This window comes from Chitinophaga varians (assembly GCF_012641275.1).
GTDB classification, from domain to species: Bacteria; Bacteroidota; Bacteroidia; order Chitinophagales; family Chitinophagaceae; genus Chitinophaga; species Chitinophaga varians_A.
On the sequence record NZ_JABAIA010000002.1, the window covers coordinates 1,023,218 to 1,043,036 of the forward strand.

13 protein-coding genes are annotated in these 19,819 nt (G+C 51.9%); 8 read left to right on the plus strand and 5 right to left on the minus strand.

Annotated elements, in window-relative coordinates:
* The first annotated feature begins 178 nt into the window (after nt 1-178).
* The 3 genes from HGH92_RS18865 to HGH92_RS18875 all read left to right on the plus strand — a co-directional run bounded on the left by HGH92_RS18865 (nt 179) and on the right by HGH92_RS18875 (nt 6,649).
* Nucleotides 179-2,329 carry a T9SS type A sorting domain-containing protein gene (locus HGH92_RS18865; protein ID WP_168872310.1) on the plus strand — a complete coding sequence of 717 codons (2,151 nt, stop codon included), beginning with the start codon at nt 179-181 and terminating at the stop codon, nt 2,327-2,329.
* Nucleotides 2,330-2,749: 420 nt separating this feature from the next.
* Entirely contained in the window at nt 2,750-5,278 is a 2,529-nt protein-coding gene (gene uvrA / locus HGH92_RS18870) for an excinuclease ABC subunit UvrA (RefSeq protein WP_168872311.1), read from the plus strand.
* Nucleotides 5,279-5,335: 57 nt separating this feature from the next.
* Nucleotides 5,336-6,649 (plus strand): sulfatase-like hydrolase/transferase, encoded by a 1,314-nt coding sequence (locus HGH92_RS18875; RefSeq protein ID WP_168872312.1) that lies wholly within the window; start codon nt 5,336-5,338, stop codon nt 6,647-6,649.
* Nucleotides 6,650-6,687: 38 nt separating this feature from the next.
* On the opposite strand, the gene HGH92_RS18880 is transcribed toward HGH92_RS18875, so the two are convergent.
* Nucleotides 6,688-7,350, minus strand: coding sequence for a Crp/Fnr family transcriptional regulator (locus HGH92_RS18880; protein ID WP_168872313.1), 663 nt, complete (start codon nt 7,348-7,350; stop codon nt 6,688-6,690).
* A 55-nt stretch (nt 7,351-7,405) separates the two neighbouring features.
* Between HGH92_RS18880 and HGH92_RS18885 the strand changes: the two genes are divergently transcribed.
* Both HGH92_RS18885 and HGH92_RS18890 read left to right on the plus strand, forming a co-directional pair.
* The gene (locus HGH92_RS18885) at nt 7,406-8,098 is read left to right on the plus strand and encodes an HAD family hydrolase (protein ID WP_168872314.1); all 693 of its coding nucleotides are present in this window, start codon (nt 7,406-7,408) and stop codon (nt 8,096-8,098) included.
* Nucleotides 8,095-8,718, plus strand: a complete 624-nt coding sequence (locus tag HGH92_RS18890) for a chloramphenicol acetyltransferase (protein WP_168872315.1) — start codon at nt 8,095-8,097, stop codon at nt 8,716-8,718. Before HGH92_RS18885 ends, HGH92_RS18890 begins: the two co-directional genes overlap by 4 nt.
* A gap of 3 nt (nt 8,719-8,721) precedes the next feature.
* Here the strand turns inward: HGH92_RS18890 and HGH92_RS18895 are convergent, their stop codons facing one another.
* Nucleotides 8,722-9,102, minus strand: a complete 381-nt coding sequence (locus tag HGH92_RS18895; RefSeq protein WP_168872316.1) for a VOC family protein — start codon at nt 9,100-9,102, stop codon at nt 8,722-8,724.
* Nucleotides 9,103-9,310: 208 nt separating this feature from the next.
* On the opposite strand from HGH92_RS18895, the gene HGH92_RS18900 reads away from it, so the two are divergent.
* Nucleotides 9,311-12,229: an endopygalactorunase gene (locus tag HGH92_RS18900; RefSeq protein WP_168872317.1), complete on the plus strand. Its 2,919-nt coding sequence runs from the start codon at nt 9,311-9,313 to the stop codon at nt 12,227-12,229.
* Between the two features lie 5 nt (nt 12,230-12,234).
* Here the strand turns inward: HGH92_RS18900 and HGH92_RS18905 are convergent, their stop codons facing one another.
* Nucleotides 12,235-12,597: a hypothetical protein gene (locus HGH92_RS18905; protein WP_168872318.1), complete on the minus strand. Its 363-nt coding sequence runs from the start codon at nt 12,595-12,597 to the stop codon at nt 12,235-12,237.
* A gap of 150 nt (nt 12,598-12,747) precedes the next feature.
* Between HGH92_RS18905 and HGH92_RS18910 the strand changes: the two genes are divergently transcribed.
* Complete coding sequence (locus tag HGH92_RS18910; protein ID WP_168872319.1) at nt 12,748-14,517, plus strand: hybrid sensor histidine kinase/response regulator; 1,770 nt, start codon at nt 12,748-12,750, stop codon at nt 14,515-14,517.
* A 14-nt stretch (nt 14,518-14,531) separates the two neighbouring features.
* Here HGH92_RS18910 and HGH92_RS18915 read toward each other — a convergent pair whose 3' ends face one another.
* Nucleotides 14,532-15,518, minus strand: a complete 987-nt coding sequence (locus HGH92_RS18915; RefSeq protein ID WP_168872320.1) for a terpene synthase family protein — start codon at nt 15,516-15,518, stop codon at nt 14,532-14,534.
* Between the two features lie 411 nt (nt 15,519-15,929).
* Between HGH92_RS18915 and cas6 the strand changes: the two genes are divergently transcribed.
* Entirely contained in the window at nt 15,930-16,730 is an 801-nt protein-coding gene (gene cas6, locus HGH92_RS18920) for a CRISPR-associated endoribonuclease Cas6 (protein WP_168872321.1), read from the plus strand.
* Nucleotides 16,731-16,943: 213 nt separating this feature from the next.
* Here the strand turns inward: cas6 and HGH92_RS18925 are convergent, their stop codons facing one another.
* On the minus strand, nt 16,944-19,760 hold the full coding sequence (locus tag HGH92_RS18925; RefSeq protein WP_168872322.1) for an FAD-binding and (Fe-S)-binding domain-containing protein: 2,817 nt from the start codon (nt 19,758-19,760) through the stop codon (nt 16,944-16,946).
* Between the last annotated feature and the right edge of the window lie 59 nt (nt 19,761-19,819).

Below are 19,819 nucleotides of genomic sequence, written 5' to 3' on the forward strand. Positions count from 1 at the left end.
TTTGTTATCACCGAAATATACATGCGCCATTCCACTGCGGTCTGTCTATGTCCATGCTGATTATTTTTATTGTTGAATAGGAACTATCCTGATGTAGCTGTTTTTCTCTCCCTGATAATGCCTGTAGTTAAATCAAGTACGTATCCGGACCTCTCATTAACCATTAATCGTTCTTGTTATGTTATCCAAATTTTACCCTTTCAGAAAAATATTGTGCCTGGCTCTTTTTTTCAGCTGCTTATTGTTGCACAGTGCCCGCGCGCAGACATATGCCAACAGCCAGACCAACGGCGTCACGGGTTTGTGCCTGTTATGCGGGGTTACCACTCCGGAGAATGCTGTCAACAGCAATCCCGATGATTTTTCGACCTTCAATATCAGCGTGGGGTTGCTGGGCGTTACAGTGTACCAGACGCTGATCTTCCCTTCCGGCAGCACTGCCGGCTGTGATTCACTAGTGATAGGCGTCGGCAGCGGTAATTCCCTGTTGTCAGTCAACCTGGTAGGAGGTGTCACCGTACAGACATTTAACGGCGCCGTGGCCAACAATGATGCCCATGTGGTTGACACCAGCAATTTCCGCTCCTGGGGCAATAACCGCGGAGAGATCAGGCTAAAGCCGGCAGCCTCCTTTGACCGGGTGAAGGTGACATTGTCCAGCAGTCTTGTGGGACTGCTCAATGCCTTGCAGCTCTACTACGCCTATCGTAAACCTGCATTACCGCCACCGGTAATGGCTGACACTATTCAGCTGTGCAAAGGCGACACCGCTGCCATAGCTGCTTCAGTGCCAGCCGGTACCACCGTGCATTGGTATAATGCGCCCACAGGCGGCACGTTGCTTTATACCGGCGCCAGCTACAAAGTGAGCCCTGCCGTTACTACTACCTATTATGCAGATGCTGCATTGAGCGGATGTACCAGTGCCCGTAAAAGCACAACGGTAAAGGTAAACCCGAAACCTGCCAATCCTGAATTTTCGGTGACGCCAAGTATTATCTGTAGCAGCATTGGCATAGGTGTCGCCAATTATACGCCGGATGTGTATTATAATGTTCGTACGGTATATACCGGCATTGACGGACTATTGCTTGATTCGTCGTTTACGGTGCCAAACAGCGATACGGTTGTTGTCCGGGACCTGGGCGCTTACCTGAATGTGACTGTCAATCTTTATATACAGGCTGTTAACAAAATTACCGGATGCCGTTCCGATACCGTGATGCAGACAATGATATTCGGTGCGCACGGCACCTATGCCGATGTGGACACCAATAATGTTACCATTTGTAAAGGAGATAGTATCACCCTCCATGCTTATGGTCACGGGCAGGCGGGTAATACTGTACTCAATATACGCTGGTACAGTGTGCCCACCGGAGGCACGGAGTTGCACAGAGGGCAGTATTTTACAGTAGCGCCGCCGGACACAACAAATTACTACGTAGTTCCGGGTTACTATTGTGAATACCCCAGACGCACGAAAGTGACGGTGAATGTGCGCAAACTGCCGGAGCCTGTTTTCAGTGTCCCACAGGGAATGACATGCGGCGTCACTAAAATAAAAATACAGAATTATCAACCGGGTTATAGCTATAACGTGCGGGTAAGGTTCCGGTATTCTCCGCAGATATTGCATGATACCTCTTTCTTTGTGCCCCGTACCGATACGTTTTCCACGCCGCCTTTCCTGCCACCATTGCCGGCGGCGGTAGACATATGGGTGCAGGCTGTGGATTCAATAACGGGATGCCGGTCGGATTCTGCCTACCGTCGCATGAACACGGACGGGTATGCACAAAAGCCTTCAGTAACTTCAGACAGTGTGATCATCTGCAGAGGTGACAGCGTTGTGCTGCATGCATTTGCGCCCATCTATACACTGGCGCGCATTCGTTGGTACGACGTGCCTACTGGTGGCAGCAGACTGTTTACCGGTGGCGACTACAAAGTAAGTCCGCAAAATACTACGGTGTACTATGCGGCGGCCGGCTACGGATGCGAATATCCTGAACGCACACCGGTGAAGGTAGTAGTAACCCCCTGTGTACGTCAGGTATCTGCACGGCTGCAAAAGGATATAACGTTAAAGCATACACTGGAATTGTTTCCTAACCCCAGCGCCGGTGAAGTAAGATTGAATACCAGCAAACTATCTCCGGGCAGCCTGATCATTGTGCGAAATATTCACGGCGTGGAAGTGCAGCGGAGTATACTTACAGGCAACAGCCTTGCGCTTTCGACGCAACTGGCCAACGGTATTTATTTTATTGAGATAAGGAACGGTGTAAATGAGGTATACAGAGGCCGGGTTGTACTGAAACGATAAAAGATAATAATATACGATCAAAAAGAAGGATGTCTCAGCTATGTTGAGACATCCTCTTCTTTTTGAAATAGTTTTATCAGAGAGCGGTAATGCGGATGTTGTCGTGACAGGCGATGCGGGTCCGCGGTATCATTCAGTACTACTTTATGAGCTATCCCATAGTTCCCTGTCCTGCCCGGTGAAATCATATATGCGGCCCGCAGGATATCCTGCGGGAGAAGATCAACAAAAAAATAACTCAGCATTTCATCTTTTTTCTTTTCCGGTCGCGACCCTGGTTGGCTACTTCATTCTGTAGTATACGAGTTGTTTTTCATGGGATAAACAACACTTTTTACCAGTTTGATTTATGAAAAAATATTTACTGTGTATTTTTTGTTTGAATGATCACAGCGGGCACAGTCTTTGTGCGCCCAAATCATGCGAAAAACAACAGGAAACCCTGCATCACCAGAACAACAAGGATTTTTGCGTGTACGTGGAGCGCGCGAGCATAACCTCAAAAATGTAGACCTCGATATACCCAGAGACGCGCTGGTGGTGTTTACCGGCGTGTCCGGCTCGGGCAAGTCATCACTGGCGTTTGGCACCCTCTACGCGGAGGCGCAGCGTCGTTACCTGGAGTCAGTATCGCCGTACGCACGCCGGTTGTTTCATCAGATGTCGGTGCCGGAGGTGGATGAAATCACCGGGCTGCCACCGGCCGTGGCGTTGCAGCAACAGCGGGGACTGCCCACTACGCGGTCTTCCGTAGGCAGCGTCACCACCTTGTCCAACCTGCTACGTATGCTTTATTCCAGGGCCGGACATTATCCCAAAGGGCAGCCACACCTCGAAGCGGAAGCATTTTCACCTAACACACCGGCGGGCGCCTGCCCGCAATGCCACGGCCTGGGCCGGGTGTATGAAGTGACGGAACGCTCCATGGTGCCGGACGATACGCTGACCATCCGCGAACGTGCCATCGCTTCGTGGCCTACCGCCTGGTACGGGCAGAACCTGCGCGATATCCTTATCACCCTGGGCTATGATGTGGACAAACCATGGAAAGAGCTGCCCAAAAAGGACCGCGACTGGATACTGTTTACCGAAGAACAACCTGTGGTGCCTGTATATCCCGGTTTCACGCATGAAGAGGTGAAGCGGGCCATCAAACAAAAAGTAGAACCTTCCTATATGGGCACCTTCTCCGGCGCCCGTCGTTATGTGTTACATACGTTTGCCAATACAGAAAGCGCTTCCATGAAGAAAAGGGTATCACAGTACATGGTGAGTACGGAATGCCCCACCTGTCATGGTAAACGGCTGCAGCCGGCTTCGCTGTCGGTGACTTTCGCGGGAATGGACATCGGGGAGATTGCCCGCCTGCCGCTGTCACGGCTGACGGAACTGATGCGTCCTTACGGGGAAGGGAAAGTCAATAACAACACCGATCATCCGGAAAGGGCCATTGTGGCCCAACGCATTGCGGCAGACCTGGTAGGGCGGCTGGAGGTGTTGCTGGACCTGGGGCTTGGATACCTTCTCCTGGAACGCAGCACGCCTACGTTATCGCCCGGTGAGCTACAACGGTTAAGACTGGCCACACAGGTGCGCTCTAATCTCTTTGGCGTAGTATATGTGCTGGATGAGCCTTCTGCCGGTCTGCATCCGGCGGATACCGCCGCCCTGTTGCGCGCGCTTGAAAGACTGAAGGCCTCCGGCAATTCTCTCTTTGTGGTAGAGCATGATCTGGACGTGATCCGGCATGCAGACTGGATAGTGGACGTGGGTCCCGCTGCCGGCGAGCATGGCGGACATATTCTGTATAGCGGCCCTACTGCCGGACTGGCAGCTGTGAAAGCCTCCCGTACACGTGAATACCTTTTCGCAGAAGAAAAGACAGCACCCCGTTCCGTTCGTAAGCCAGCCGGTTGGCTGCAACTGGAGGGCGTGACGCGCAATAACCTCCATGAGCTGGCCGCTGCATTTCCCTTAGGCTGTATGACCACCGTGACGGGCATTTCCGGCTCCGGTAAGTCCAGCCTTGTCAGCCAGGTGCTGGTGGAGCTGGTGGCCACGCAGCTGGGCATGGACCTCGCTGCTGAAACGGAAGAAGGGGATGGGCTGGACCAACCGGCGCCCATCACGCTGGGAGGACACATCACCGGGGGCATGGAACACATCAAACGCCTGGTGCAGGTAGACCAGAAACCCATTGGCCGTACGCCCCGTTCTAACCTGGCCACTTATACCGGATTGTTTGATCATGTGCGGAAGCTGTTTGCCGACACGAAGACAGCCCGTGCGCGTAAATATGATGCCGGCAGGTTTTCCTTCAACGTAGCGAAAGGACGTTGTGAAACCTGTCAGGGTGAAGGTTTTGTGATGGTGGAACTGCTGTTCCTGCCCAGTGTTTATGCGCCTTGTCCTACCTGCCATGGCGCCCGGTACAATGCGAAGACACTAGAGATCGTCTATAAAGACAGAAACATTGCTGAGGTGCTGGAGCTGACGGTCGATGCGGCTTACGAATTCTTTTCCGATGATCCGAAAATACACCGTTCGCTCAGTGTGCTGCGGGAAGTGGGGCTCGGGTATCTGCGTCTCGGTCAGCCGGCCACGCAGCTGTCGGGCGGCGAAGCGCAGCGCATTAAACTGGCGACGGAGCTACAACGTATGGGACGAGGAGACACCTTGTATGTACTCGACGAGCCCACCACCGGCCTGCATCCGTCCGATACGGAAAAACTCGTTGCCCAGCTGGAAGGGCTCGTGGATGCCGGCAATACCGTCATCGTTGTGGAGCATGACATGCGGGTGGTGGCTGCCAGTGACTGGGTGATCGATATCGGTCCCGGCGCAGGTGAAGAAGGCGGTCATATTGTCGCTGCCGGTACGCCGGCCACGGTGGCCAAAGCGAAGGGTAGCCGCACTGCCCCTTATCTGGCCAGCTTCCTGCGTGGATAATTTCTCCGGAAATTCCGTGGTAAAATGTGTAATTCGCAGTACGAAAACAGTACAACAATGAAGAAAACGTTTTTATGGCTGCTGCCGGCGCTGTTGTCCTTACAGCTCTCCGCCCAGCAGCGCAAGCCTAATGTGATCTTTATCCTGGCCGATGATATGGGTTATGGCGATGCCAGCTGCTATGGCAGTCCGCAGATCCGTACACCGCAGCTAGACCGCTTGGCTAGAGAGGGTTTCCGCAGCACCGGCTTTATGGTGTCTGCACCGTCTTGTACGCCCAGCCGCGCTTCTTTGCTGACCGGCCGTTATCCCGATAAAGTGAACATGCCTTATGCCGTGGCGCCGGGTGACAGTCACGCGCTGGCAGACAGTATTTTTACCCTCGCCAAAATGTTTAAGGCCAATCATTACCAGACCATGATGATCGGCAAATGGCACCTGGGCGATAAGGCCAATAGCCGTCCGCTGTCACACGGCTTCGACCATTTTTTCGGCATGCTGTACAGCCACGATTACCAGTCGCCTTTTGTGAACACAGACACCACGCTGGCCGTCTTCCACGATAATACCCGTGTCATCGAAAAACCGGATTACAGTAAACTGATGGGCTGGTACACCGACAGCGCGCTGGCTTACATCAACCGCGCCGGCAGGAGCAGCCAGCCGTTTTTCCTGTACCTGCCTTTCCCGATGCCGCATGCGCCGCTGGCCGTTCCGCAGGAATGGGCGGGCAAGTCACGGGCAGGGCTATACGGCGATGTGATTGAACAGCAGGACGCCTGTATCGGAAAAATCATTGCCTTGCTGCGCCAGCTGAAGCTGGACAAGAACACTATCGTGATGTTCACCAGTGACAACGGTCCATGGAACGCCATGCCCGACCGCATGTTGCAGCGTGATATCGTAAAACCATGGGACCATGGCTCCACCGGCCCTTTCCGCGGTGGCAAGGCCAATACCTACGAAGGCGGTCACCGTGAGCCGTTCATTGCCTGGGCGCCTGGCCGTATCCCTGCGGGCATCGAAGGGGACCAACCTTTTATTATCAATGACATTTTGCCCACGCTGGCTACCGCTACCGGCTATACGCAGCCGTTGCCCGCTAACCTGGACGGGATCAATTGCTGGGGACATATTACCGGCCGGCAGCCACAGCTGCCGCAAAGACCGCTCTTTTATCTGAGCGCGCTCGGTAAACTGGAAGCCGTTCGCCTCGGTGACTGGAAACTGCGCATCGCTACTGCGGAAAAAGGCAAAACGCCTGAAGTGGAGTTGTATAACCTGACACTGGACAACAGTGAAAAACATAATGTGGCGGGCAAGTACCCGGAGATTGTATCGTCGATGAAACAGTTGCTGGATAAATATTAAGCTACCTATATCCGACCCCGGCCTCCCGCCGGGGTTTTTTACTCCCCGTATTCCCGCATCAGTCGTTCAAACACATCTCTTTCAATATACAGGTCAAAGCTATCCGGGTGAACAATACTTCTTTCCCGCAGTTGTTTGAGGGAGCGGTTAAAACTTCTCACCGATACGCCCAGGTAATCGGCCAGGTCTTTTTTAGCGAAGCTGGTCTGTTGGGTGGCCAGGACAGACAACAATTTCAGCATGGCATATTCCGCCGGGTAAACCTGTTGATAGGACGCGCGGGCGGAGGTCTGATTCAGCCGGTGCGCGAGTGATAACAGCAGCAGCCTGTTCAGTTCCGCGTTATGCGTGATCAGGTAGGCAAAATAATCGGTAGTGATACACCAGGCGGTTACTTCCGTGAGGGCTGTCACGGTGGTCAGGTTCGGTGTCTTTTGAATCACTTCAATTTCTCCCAGCAGTTCCCCTTCTCCCAAAAACTGGACAATAAAATCTTTCCCGTTGTCTTCTGTGATGTGAACTTTGGAAAGCCCTGTCTGTTGTACAAAGACGTACTTGTTGCCCTGCCCCTGCTTCAGCAGGTGACTGCCGGCGGGCCATGACTGTAGAAATACCCGGTCCTTTTTCTCGGCTTCCGTCAGCTGGTTTTCAATGAATGTTAATATTGCGCGATTGGTATGTATCATGATGAGCTGGGACAAATGTCCCGTTTTTTCGCAGTTGAAGCTATTAATTTTACAGAAATTTTAAGAATTTATGAAAGGCATACAAACCATCGCCTTCGACGCTGATGACACCTTATGGGTCAATGAACCATATTTCCGGGAAGTAGAGAACAAATTCTGCGGCCTGCTGGAAGACTATCTGCCGCATCATACCGTAGAGCAGGAGCTGTTTAAAACAGAGATGCAGAACCTGTCGCTGTACGGTTACGGCGTAAAAGCATTCATGCTGGCAATGATAGAAACCATCCTGCGCGTAACGGAGAACGCCGCCAATCCGGTATTGATTGCTAAAGTGCTCGAATATGGCAAAGAGCAGCTGAATAAAGACATAGAACTGCTGGACGGTGTGAAGGACGTCCTCGAAGCCCTTAAAGGCAAATACCGCCTCGTAGTGGCCACCAAAGGCGACCTGCTGGACCAGGAACGGAAACTCAATAAATCCGGTCTCGCCCACTATTTCCATCATATCGAAATCATGAGCGACAAACAGGAAAAAGACTACCGCAAACTGTTGCGTCACCTGGACTGTCCGCCGGAAGGTTTTCTGATGATCGGCAACTCTATCAAATCAGATATTTTACCGGTGCTGGCCATCGGCGGGCATGCCATTCACATTCCTTATCATACCGTATGGGCACATGAAGTAGTGGAAGGGGAAGTGAAAGACGAAAGATTTTATTCATTTGAAAACATTACGGCCATACTGCCGAAACTATTGTCATGAAACAACAACTGGACATCAACACCTGGGCCAGAAAAGACCATTTTCAGTTTTTTAGTCAGTTCGAGGAGCCTTTCTTTGGGGTATGCGTAAACGTGGACTGTACCCGTGCGTATTTTACATCAAAGGCAAACGGGTATTCCTTTTTCCTGTACTACCTGCATAAAGCCATGGTAGCCATGAACGTTATAGAACCGTTCCGCTACCGTATCATCGATAAAGAGGTGTGGGTATATGACCATATCGGTCCTTCGCCTACCATCAACCGGCCGGACGGTACTTTCGGCTTTGCCTATTTTCCGTACCATCCTGATTTTAAGACGTTCGCAGTCACCGCAGGAGAAGAAGCAGAAAGGGTGCGGAACAGCACCGGGCTGGTGCCTGCGGTATCGGGAGAAAACGTGGTGCACTGTTCTTCCATGCCATGGATTGAGTTCACCTCACTATCACATGCCCGCAGTTTTTCTTTTAAAGACAGTTGCCCTAAAATATCTTTCGGTAAGATGACCGAAAAAGAAGGGAAGATGATGATGCCGGTGTCTGTACATGTACACCATGCACTGATGGACGGATACCATGTAGGGCTGTTCCTGGAGGAGTTCCAGCGGCAGCTGGATATTTAGCTATTACAGATAATTGCTCACTTCGATGAGATTCCCGTCCGGGTCCCGGAAGTAAACAGAGATAATAGGGCCGTTGGCGCCTGTTCTCTTTACTTCTGATTCCAGGAGGGGAATATTTTTATTGATCAGCTCCTCTTTTACTTCGCGTATAGGTGTTCCCGTTATAAAGCAGAGGTCCGCCGAGCCGGGTGTTGGATGTGTAGCCTTCGGCTCAAATTCATTTCCTTTTTGATGCAGATTGATTTTTTGTTGGCCGAATTTGAGGGCTTTGCGGTTATTGGCGAAGGTTTGGATTTCCATGCCCAGAATTTCCTGGTAGAAGCGGCAGGTGGCCTCTATGTCGGCGACGGTAAGGACGAGGTGGTCGAGGTGTGATATTTTCATGACGGAGGATTGGTGTTAATTCCTGAAGGTACAACTAATACTATTTCTGATATTGATCTACACGAAACGCCGGTATCGTTTCGACTTCCGTATCGTCCAATTAAAACAACAATTGCCGGAGAACAGAAGCCATCAATCCCCCTTCTTTTAAAGTCAAATTATAAAAATTTCAATCGATTGCGTAACTTAACCCTAATTCCCTTCTGTTATGAAAAAATTACTCTTCCTGATAGGCGTCAGTATACTCAGTATAACGGCCACCATGGCGGCCAATGGCCCGGGAAAGCCCAATGGCAACGCGACCATCCCGCTGCCGCTCCCCCGCGCCATTCCCCGCCCAATATCCCCGCACATCGCTGCTATTTCCGCAGACACGATAAAAGTCGTTACCGGCAGCACCTACGCCTATACCGTAGATACGAAAGCAAACGAAGGCCTGGTCAGCACCGCCACCACGGCAGCGCATTTGTTAGCAGAACTGCAAACCAACGTAGCCGTATACAGCCGCCAGATCACAGGAGCGGATGGCAAACCCAAAGACACCGGCATTATCACGGCCGGTGACCGCCTCACACTTACCAACGCCAGAGGCAGCACAATTTACTACCTGCTGCCGCAACAACAAGCCCTCACCGGCCGGTTGGAGCTACAACGACCAACAATAACGGCGCAGGTAAAAAACACCATCACGCTGCATTATACCGCCGGCCAGCGAAGCCCGGATGCCACGGTAGTGATAAAATTCCCGGCAGGCATTAACATCACGGAGGAAAATACCACGGTCAACATAATAGGCCGTGGCGCCGTACTGCTAAAGGACCTTCCCCATCAATCTATCGGCCGCACCGGTACCCGCTATTCCTATACACGTACAGGCGAAGCCGTCATATCAGGTAATGGAAATACCCTCACGCTCCGCCACCTGGACCTGCGCCCGGCGAACGGGCCGGACATCGTCCTGACAATACATGATGTAACACCGGCAAATACCGGCCGGTATTTCATCAGCGCTGCCTGTACCACGTCGCAGCCCGCCGTGTTGACCAGCTCGGGACTGGCAGGAGAAACAACCTCCCTCTGGGTAACGAACAACATCTCCGATTTTAAAAGAGTGCTGATAAAAGACAAACCTTATCATGAACATTCTAACGACTATACACAAACGCAGTTCCGCTGGACGCCGCACGGTGCTGCCAAAGTATCGATGGAACTGTCTACAGACACCGGCCGCCGCTGGTCGGCCGCGAAAGCCACAATAGACGCCGAACATGGCACTGCTACGGTTACGGGCTTACGGAAGGATCGGCTGTATCATTTCCGTTTGGTATTCAAAGGCGGCGGTTCCAATATCGCCGGTTATTATACCGGCCTGCTGGATATAAAACACTTCGGCGTGCAGAGCAGCGATACTACCGATCATACGGACCGCATCAATGAGGCTATCAACTTCGTCCATAACATCGGTGGCGGCACACTGCTTTTCAGCGAAGGCACCTACAACGTGCGTACGGTACACCTGCAAAGCAACGTGTACCTCTACATCGGCAGGCAGGCAACAATCCGGGCCCTGAAGGGCGCAGATGCACCGGAGAGCACCTGGTTCAGCGATAAAGCCTACCGCTCCGGCCTTTCACCGACAGACGCCGGTCCCTACGAAGACCCGGAAAACTACCTCACCAAACAGGACGTCGGGCATCACTACTTTCACAATGCCATGTTCTTCGGCGAACGGCTGGACAACATCAAAATCATCGGCAACGGCCTTATCACGGGAAACGGCAACCTCGTCACCAGCGACAAAGTGATGAACAACCCGCCAGACAAACGCGCGGATAAAATGTTCTCGCTGAAACTATGTACCAATGTGGAGATAGGCGGCATCCACCGGGATAATGACCTGTGGTACGATTCTACCAAAGACATGCCTTATTATGAAGGTCTGGACACAGCTGATGACAGCAACATGCTACAGATAGACCGCGCCGGCCATTTCGTGCTGCTGGCCACCGGCACAGACACGCTCTTTGTACATGATACCTATTTCGGGAAAATGAACCAGACCAACGTACGGGACATCTACGATTTTATGGGCTGTAACCAGGTAACGGTCAGGAATATTTTTTCCCGCGTCAGTTCGGATGATATCGTCAAGCCAGGATCTGACTGCTCTCTCGGATTTACCCGTCCGGCGCGGCATTACAGGGTACGTAACGTGATCGGCGATACGAACTGCAATCTTTTCCAGATTGGCTCTGAAACAGCGGACGATATCATGGACATCTGCGTGGACAATATATACGTATTGGGCGCTAATAAAGCAGGGTTCTCCATCTCCACGAATGACGGAGGCCATGTGAAAGACATCCACCTCAACTGCGGGCATACCGGTCCGGTGAACCGGCGTTCCCGTATGCAGCGCACTACGGCGCCGTTTTTTATCTCCATCTCCAACCGCGGACGGGTCATCGGCGCTACCGTGGGTAAATACACCTTCCGGGAAGAAGACCGGAAACGTACGGAATTGCTGGTGCAGAACGTGAGCATCGGACAGGTGGAAAACATCCTTATCAACAGTATAGATATCTCGGAAGTGTACAGCGGCAGTTCTTTCGGCAATGGCATCCGCTGGAAGCCGTTCGATGGCTCACAAAGCCGGTCTACCTCCATCATAGCCGGTTATGGCCTGCCGGCATCCGGTGATGTGGAAGGCGGACTGGACTTCACCCTGCCGGATGGCCGTCATACCGGTTACATCCGGAATGTTGTTTTTAACGATGTACACATTACCGACAAAGGCGGACGTCCGCTGGCGGATACGGCCAACCGGCCACCGGAGTTGGGAGTGGGACAATACAATGTTTCAAACCTGAAAATCCAGCCTTCATACGGGCTGTGGGCGCGCCATGTGGAAGGATTGATGGTCAGGGAAAGCTCGTTCAGCTATGAGAAGCAGGACGGCCGGTATGCGCTCTTCCTCGATGACGTAAAAGGAGCGGAGATTTCCGGCGTTAAGGTCGTCAGGGCTGCTGATGCCACGGAGTGGCTCCGCAGTGTGCGGTCTTCCGGGATTCAATGGAAAAGCATCCTGGTTTATCGCGATGAATGGGGTAAAACGAGCAGCCGTTAATATGCCTATTGCGCCCTGGTGGCTTTGTCAATCCAGAACACCAGCTTTTGGGCATCGATCTCCTTCAAAGGAATTTCCTTATCATTATCCAGGCCACGGGTGAAATATACCGTGGTTTTCAGTGTTTGGCCCTTATCCAGCCCGTCTTCAAAGAGGGCTACGCCGTACAGTTCTTTGTCAGCCGTAGATTCTGCAGCGATACGCAGGATACCGATATTGTACCGGCCGTTATTCTTAACGGTGATAACGCCGTTCTGATAGGTGTAACTGATACCTTTAACGGTGCCCAGAAATGTTGCGTTGGTACTTGTCGGGGCCTTGTAAGTCTGGCATTTGGCAATCTGTGGCGCGAATGCTAAAAAGAGCAAAAAAATCAGTAATTTATTCATCGAAAGATAAAAATATATTGCAAAAATACATTTTATCTTTATACGGCGATTTGTGATTAATTTCGTAACAGAATAAATCAAGCATGTGATGTTCACCGTGGAGAATGTGCTCAGCAAACCGATATCCCAATGACCTATTTTAGATTGTTCCACCCCGTGCTGCTTGCACGGGAAATTATACATACCGGGACTGCCCAGCTGGAAGGAGAGGAGAAGAAACGAGTCAGTATCATCAACACCCTCAGTCTTGCATCAATTGCTCTTTGTCTGATCTTCGGCACTGTTATTTACTATCTTACCAGTAACCTGGAGATCCTGATACCCGCTTACGCAGAAGCCCTTTTGTTTGTGGTGGTGCTTATGCTCAACCATTTCCGGTGGCATAATACAGCAGCCATCCTGACGGCTTGTGTGCATAACCTTTCCATCGTTTATTTCAGCGCATTGCTGGGCATGGTAACAGAAGTGTACCTGCTGTTCTTTTTCCTGCTGGGCGCTGCATTGATGGTGTTTCACGGTAAACGGCTACTGATAAAATTCAGTATAGCCATCTCCGTGATATGCCTGGTATTGTGCGAACTGAATTACTACTACTATTTCATAGAACCGCTGCCGCTGACGGTGGAAGAGCAGTTCCTCATCCGTTGGGTGACCATCCCGGCCATTTTAGTGCTGGACGTGATCACTTTTGCCTTATATGTACGTACGTTGCGGCGTAAAAACGCACAGCTGGAGCGGAAAGCCACCGAGCTGGAAATGGCTGACAAGGCCACGAGGCGTCAGGCGATGGAAACTTCCCATGAAATGAGGAATCCTTTTAACGCCGTGTACGGCATATCGCAGGACCTGTTGATGCAGGTACAGAAAAGCGATCTGTATCCGGCTGAGCTGAAAGCCTCCATCGAGCATTTGTATTCGGCCTCGCATAATGTGTTGCAGATCCTCAACAACAACCTGGAGCACTTCCGGCAGCAGGAAGGCGTGGCGCCGCAGCTGGAAACAGGCGTGTTCAATGTGCGGGACTGGGCCGGCGAAGCAACAGCCATCTACCAGTACATCGCCAATGTGAGGGATGTCAGTATTGCGTTGGAGATAGACCCACAAATGCCTGCGCGGGTAGAAGGAGATAAAATCAAACTAACCCAGATACTCAACAACCTGTTGTTTAACGCCATCAAGTTCACCCATGCAAACAGTACGGTCACCGTACAGATCGGGCCAAACGGAACACAATGGCAGTTAATGGTGAAAGACAGCGGCGAAGGGATTCCGCCGGAACGCCTGTCGACTATTTTTTCACCGTATGTGTCTGAGCAGCATGCTTTCGGCGGTACGGGGCTGGGATTGCCGATTGTACAGCGTTTCGTGGAACTGATGGGCGGTACCATTACCGTGACCAGTAAAGCCGGTGAAGGGTCTGTATTTACCGTCAGCCTCCCGATGGTGGTGGTGGAAGAAACGCCGGCGCCGACTGTTCCGGTGAACAGGAACATCACGCTCCGTGCATTTCCCGGTGTAAAGGCATTGGTGGTGGATGATAACCAGATGAGCAATATGATCCTCAGCCGTTTTTTGGAACGGATGGAATGCCAGACCACAGCAGCTTATAGTGGTGAAGAAGGGCTGAAAATGGCTATCGGCACACATCCTGACATTATCTTTCTGGATTCCCATATGCCGGGAATGGACGGCAAAGCCACGCTGGCGGCGCTGCGGGAAAACCCCGCAACGCGTGATGCCATCGTGATCATCGTTTCCGGCGACGCGGCCGAAGCATCCATCGCAGAGATGCTCACAGCCGGCGCCGATGATTTTATGACCAAGCCTATCGATCTGAAAACCCTCAATGAGTTAATGGTCAAATTTGAGCCCCGTCTTACAAATTCACATAAGCAGTAGTTGGCATAGGACCACTAGTAGTTGGTAACCCGTAATTCGTAGTTGGTCCGGGCGATGCCATAACGGCTGGTATCGCGCGTGCTCCAGGAGATATTCCCTTCCATCATATGTTCCAGCATAAGGATATAGCGGTCCAGCAACGGATAATCATGCCCGGAGCTGAGCGACAGCACCACATCTGCGGTATGCAGGAATTGCCTGATTTCGTCATCATGGATAGCGGCCGCTTCGTGGACTGCCTGCTCCAGAGACACCTGCTTTTTGTTTTTGATCATCATCACCAGGTTCAGTTCATCTCCCTGTTCCAGTTCTTTGGTATAGGAAAACAGATCGTTGGCCCAGCAGATGGTCCGGCTGGTAAGCAGGCCCAGGTCCTTGATCAGGGAGTCAGCATACCAGGACGCTGGCAGGAACACGTCTTCCATGATTTCGGCGAGGTCGAGGAAGAAGTTGGCGCCGCCGATGCCCGGGCGATGCAGCATATAATCTTCTAATGTGATATCATCTGTGGAGGTCACATGTTGCATGCGCCAGCTGTTGGACATAAAGGCGGCGTGGAGACTGCTGGTGAACCGTTGTTGCCAGTCGGCCGGTCCTATCTGTACCATGCGCAGCCAGATGTCCTGCATGGCCACCAGCAGGGGCGGGTCTTGCTGGGGCACCGCCTGGTATTTGCCTTTCAGTACGCCGATCATTTTGCCGGCGAGGGCTTCAAAGCCGCCAGGGTTGTTGAGGGTGATACGGTCTATCTCGTCGTCCCAGAGGAACAGCAGGGTGTTGAAATCGGCCGCAACAGACAGCCTGAACAGGTCGGCATTGGGGAACATGCGGGCCACCATCCAGGAGAATTTCTGTTCCTGGTACAGCTGCCATTGGCCGTTGCCGCTGTCCAGCCCGAATTTCCTGACCCACGCCGCCGTATGACGGTCGGCTTTTTCAACCAAAGGATTGAGTTTTCCCGGGAAGGGGCAATACAGCCCCGGAAGTGTTGTCGTTTCCATAAAACTGAATATTTAAGTGTTTAAAAAGCGGAGGTGGACGCGTGTTTTGGGTGCTTTGATAACCTGTACCGGTGGTAAACAGTCTTCACGGATCAATCTGCTCGTTCGTTGGCTCGAATAAGGCCGGGATAGTTGGCAGGGCAAAACAGGACGCACCTAAAATTAAGACTGTGGCGTTAATTAGCCGCAGCAATTCCGCAGTTTAATGGAAGCGGGAGGATAATACGAGGTTGGGATCTGCCCGTCAGGGGGGTGAAAAGCCGGGGTTGAAGGAGGTCGTTCACCCCCGGCTGTATTTTTTTTGTTGGGTTGATAGTACTTATTGGGGTCTAAGGCAGTTAGTAGTTCAGAAAACTGATCGTATTGTTCGTGTTGTTGTTTGCTACAGTCATCATTTATTCATTTGTAAACATGCGTTTCCGAATTAAGCTAAAAGCCACTCAACCAGCAGCCGTCATTCCAATTAATTACCCTTACGCCTTATCGGCAGTGATTTTTAAGATATTACACCAGGCGGATGAAGCATATGCAGCTTTCCTCCATGACAGAGGATATTCCCGTCCCGGCTCCCTCAAAGTATTTAAACTGTTTTCTTTTTCAGAGATCCGTACTGCCTTTCGCATTGAAGGAGACCGTTTCCGTTTTCTCACTGATGAGGCGATGTTCATGATCTCTTTTCATCTGCCGCAGGCCGCCCAAAGTTTTATCCGGGGGCTGTTTCTCGAAGAAACCATTGAAATCGGCGACCGTCGCAGTCAGGCGGCGTTTGTCGTGACAGAAGTGCATCCCACGCCGACGCCGCTGGAAAACATTCCGGACAGGGAAGTCCGGGAAATCCTGCTGCAACCCTTCTCACCGCTGGTTTGCGGCACTAAAAACGACCGGGGATATTATGATTTCCTGTCGCCACAGCATCCTGATTTCGTGACACAGCTGGTGCATAACTGGCGTGAGAAATTTATCACTATGTACGGCGAAGACCAGGCAGACAAGCTGTTTGATCCGGTCAGCGTAGAAGTGGTGATGATGGAGAAACCACCCAAATCACGGTTGGTGACCATTAAGGCTGATACACCACAGGAAACGAAGATCCGCGGCTACACTAACTTCCGGCTTAAAGTCAAAGGCGCGGGACAGGCGCTGAAACTATTGGCAGATGCTGGCGCAGGCGTATATAACAGCTCAGGCATGGGAAGCCTGCATATCCTGTGAGATGTTTTTTAAGAAGCTTATTTTCCCTTTTTTATACATGTACACCGCCTGTTGCTTTTTTGAGTCGATCTAACAGGAAAATCTATTCACTTCAAATATGTTTCAATAGTTGCTGCAGTGAAATAGAATGTGGAAAGTCGTCAATCGTCAGCATAAATTTTATGTTTGGCGGTTGGCGATTTTTATTTGAAGACGATGATTGGATTTGAATTTCTACAATCCTTCATCCACCAGGTACAACACCGATTCATAATTCTTCTTCACCGCCGCAGACATCGCAATTTCACATGTCTTTGTAGACGAATAATACCCATCATGCTCGTTACATTTCACTTCCATTGACTCAGGACGTGTAGCCGACGCCGTTAGCTCGGGGAACAAGAACCCGCGATCTCCGGCCATGCCACAGCACCCTGCGTTTTTGGGCACAATCACTTCTTCTGCAAAAAACTGTGCTACACGGACAAACTTATGCCCGGTCTTCATTTTCTCCAGTGAGCACACCGGGTGCAGCGCGATGCTTTTTTTCTTGTTGACGGCCGTGACTTTCGGCAGTATGAAATCATGCAGGAAGTCTACGGCATCAAGGATCTGCAGCTGATCGAATTTCTTTTTGTTGGCATCAGTGAGTGTAGGGCGCACATGATGCAGCGTGTAAGCGCAGGAGCTGACATCGATGACTACCGGCAGCGTGCCCTGACGGGTATCGTTCCACAGCTTGTCGATGATATGATTGGCGGTATGCTGGTACGCATCTTTATATCCTTTGGAAGAAAAGATCTGGCTGCAACAGGTACCGCTAAGGTTATCGGGAACGACTACGGAGATACCGGCTTTGTCACATACGCTCAGGAAGGTCTCCATGAGGTTTTTGGATTTCCCTTCGTAGGTGCCGAGCATACGGGAGATACAGGCCGGGAAATATACGATGGAGGCATCGGCGGACTGCCGCGGCTGAAGGATGTTCAGCTTAGGCGCAGGTGACAGCTGCGTGGACCATAGCGGCACGGAAGGAATAATGCTCCGGATACCTTTGGTAAGGTTGGTCATCGCCTTGGCGCCAAATACCTGGTTGATGCCGGTGCCGACCTGAATAGCTGTTCTGGCGGCCCATTCCACAGTTTTGAAGTGTTTGGCCACCTGCAGCGCGAACTTGTTGGCCGTAGCCGAATGGTTTTCCCGGCGCAGACGTTTCACCAGGTCGCCGGTATTGATGTCTACCGGGCAGGCGGTGGCACAGAGGCCGTCCACCGCGCAGGTTTCCAGCACATCGTACTGGTACTGGTCCAGCAGGACTTTATAATTGGCCTTGTCGCCGTTTTTCTGCAATTGTTTGAGCGCCCTGCGGATAACGATCCTTCTGCGGGGCGTGGTGGTGATATCACGACTGGGACATTTATGTTCGCAGTAGCCGCATTCGATACAGCGGTCCACCTCTTCTTCTACGGTAGGCAGCTCCTTCAGGTGCTTGAGATGCGCGCGGGCATCGGGATTGATGATCACACCGGGATTGAGCAGGTTATGCGGATCGGCGGCCTCTTTGACCTTTTTCATGATCTCATAGGCGTCGCCGCCCCATTCTGTTTCCACGAACGGCGCCATATTACGGCCGGTGCCGTGTTCTGCTTTGAGGGTGCCATCATATTTGTTGACTACGAGCGCTACCACGTCCTGCATAAAAAGCTCGTAGCGGGTCACTTCGTCGGGCGTGTTGAACGACTGTGTAACAACGAAGTGGATGTTGCCATCTTTTGCGTGCCCGAAGATGATGGCGTTGAGATAATTATATTGAACGAAAAGCTTCTGCAGATCGAGGATGGCGTCGCCGAGTTTGGCCACCGGGAATGCGATATCTTCCAGGATAACGGTAGTACCGCTGGCGCGAACGGCGCCTACGGCGGGGAACAGCCCCTTACGCACTTTCCAGAAGAAAGCCTGCTCGGCCGGGTTAGTAGTGAATACCGGCGGTTCGGACATATCAAGACTGGTGGCGGAAGCCATGAAACCGTTGACACGGGCGTCGAGGGCGGCCTGCGTTTCTTCCTGGAATTCTATCAGCAGCGCGGCAGCTGTTTCGGGCAGCGTTTTCACGATGGCGGGCATGCCGTCCATATCTTCTACGGCGCGCAGGGAAGCCCTGTCCATCAGCTCCACCATCAGGGCGCCGGCATTGGTCAGCGGCACAATAGCCTGGCAGGCGGCGTAGATGGTCGGGAAATACAGCAGCGCGGTGGATTTGTAGGCATAGTCCGGCACAGTGTCCATCACGGCTTCGGCGATGAACGCCAGGGTGCCTTCGGCGCCTATCAGCAGGTGGGCCATGATGTCCAGCGGATGGTGATAGTCGATGAAGGCGTTCAGCGCATAGCCTACCGTATTTTTGGTCTGGTACTTTTGACGGATACGGTCGTGTAAAGCCTGATCGGCGGCGATCCGGTCGCGGAAATCAGCCAGGCTTACAAACAGCGGCGCACACTCCATCTCAAAACGGGCATAATCATTTTTATGCTCTGTACTGAAGGTATTGCCATCAGGCAGGATAAATTTGATGTAGCGCGTGGTATGGTAGGAATTGAGCGCTACGCCACAACACATGCCGCTGGAGTTGTTGGACAGGATACCGCCCATCATGGCGGAGTTGATACTGGAAGGATCAGGCCCGATTTTGCGGGCGTGTTTCTTCAGATAGGTGTTCACCATAGCCCCGGTGATGCCCGGCTGCACACGCACGGCCTGCCCGTTTTCCTCTATCTGTATTTTATTCCAGTACTGGCTGAGGTCTACCAGGATGCCATCAGTGATGGACTGGCCGGAAAGACTGGTACCACCGGTACGGAATACCAGCGGAATCCGGTGCTGCTGCGAAAAACGAAACAAAGCCACGATCTCTTTTTCACCGATCGGTTGTACCACCGCCTGCGGCACCAGGTGGTAGAAGCCTGCATCTGAGGCATATGAGATAAGATCTATATACCTGGACTTGATACGATTATCAGGTAAGATGTTTTTGAGTTCGTGTGCAATGTTCATGGCGACTTTCCTTATTCCTTGACTGGTTGAATTTCACATTATGGGTAGCAAGTTATATA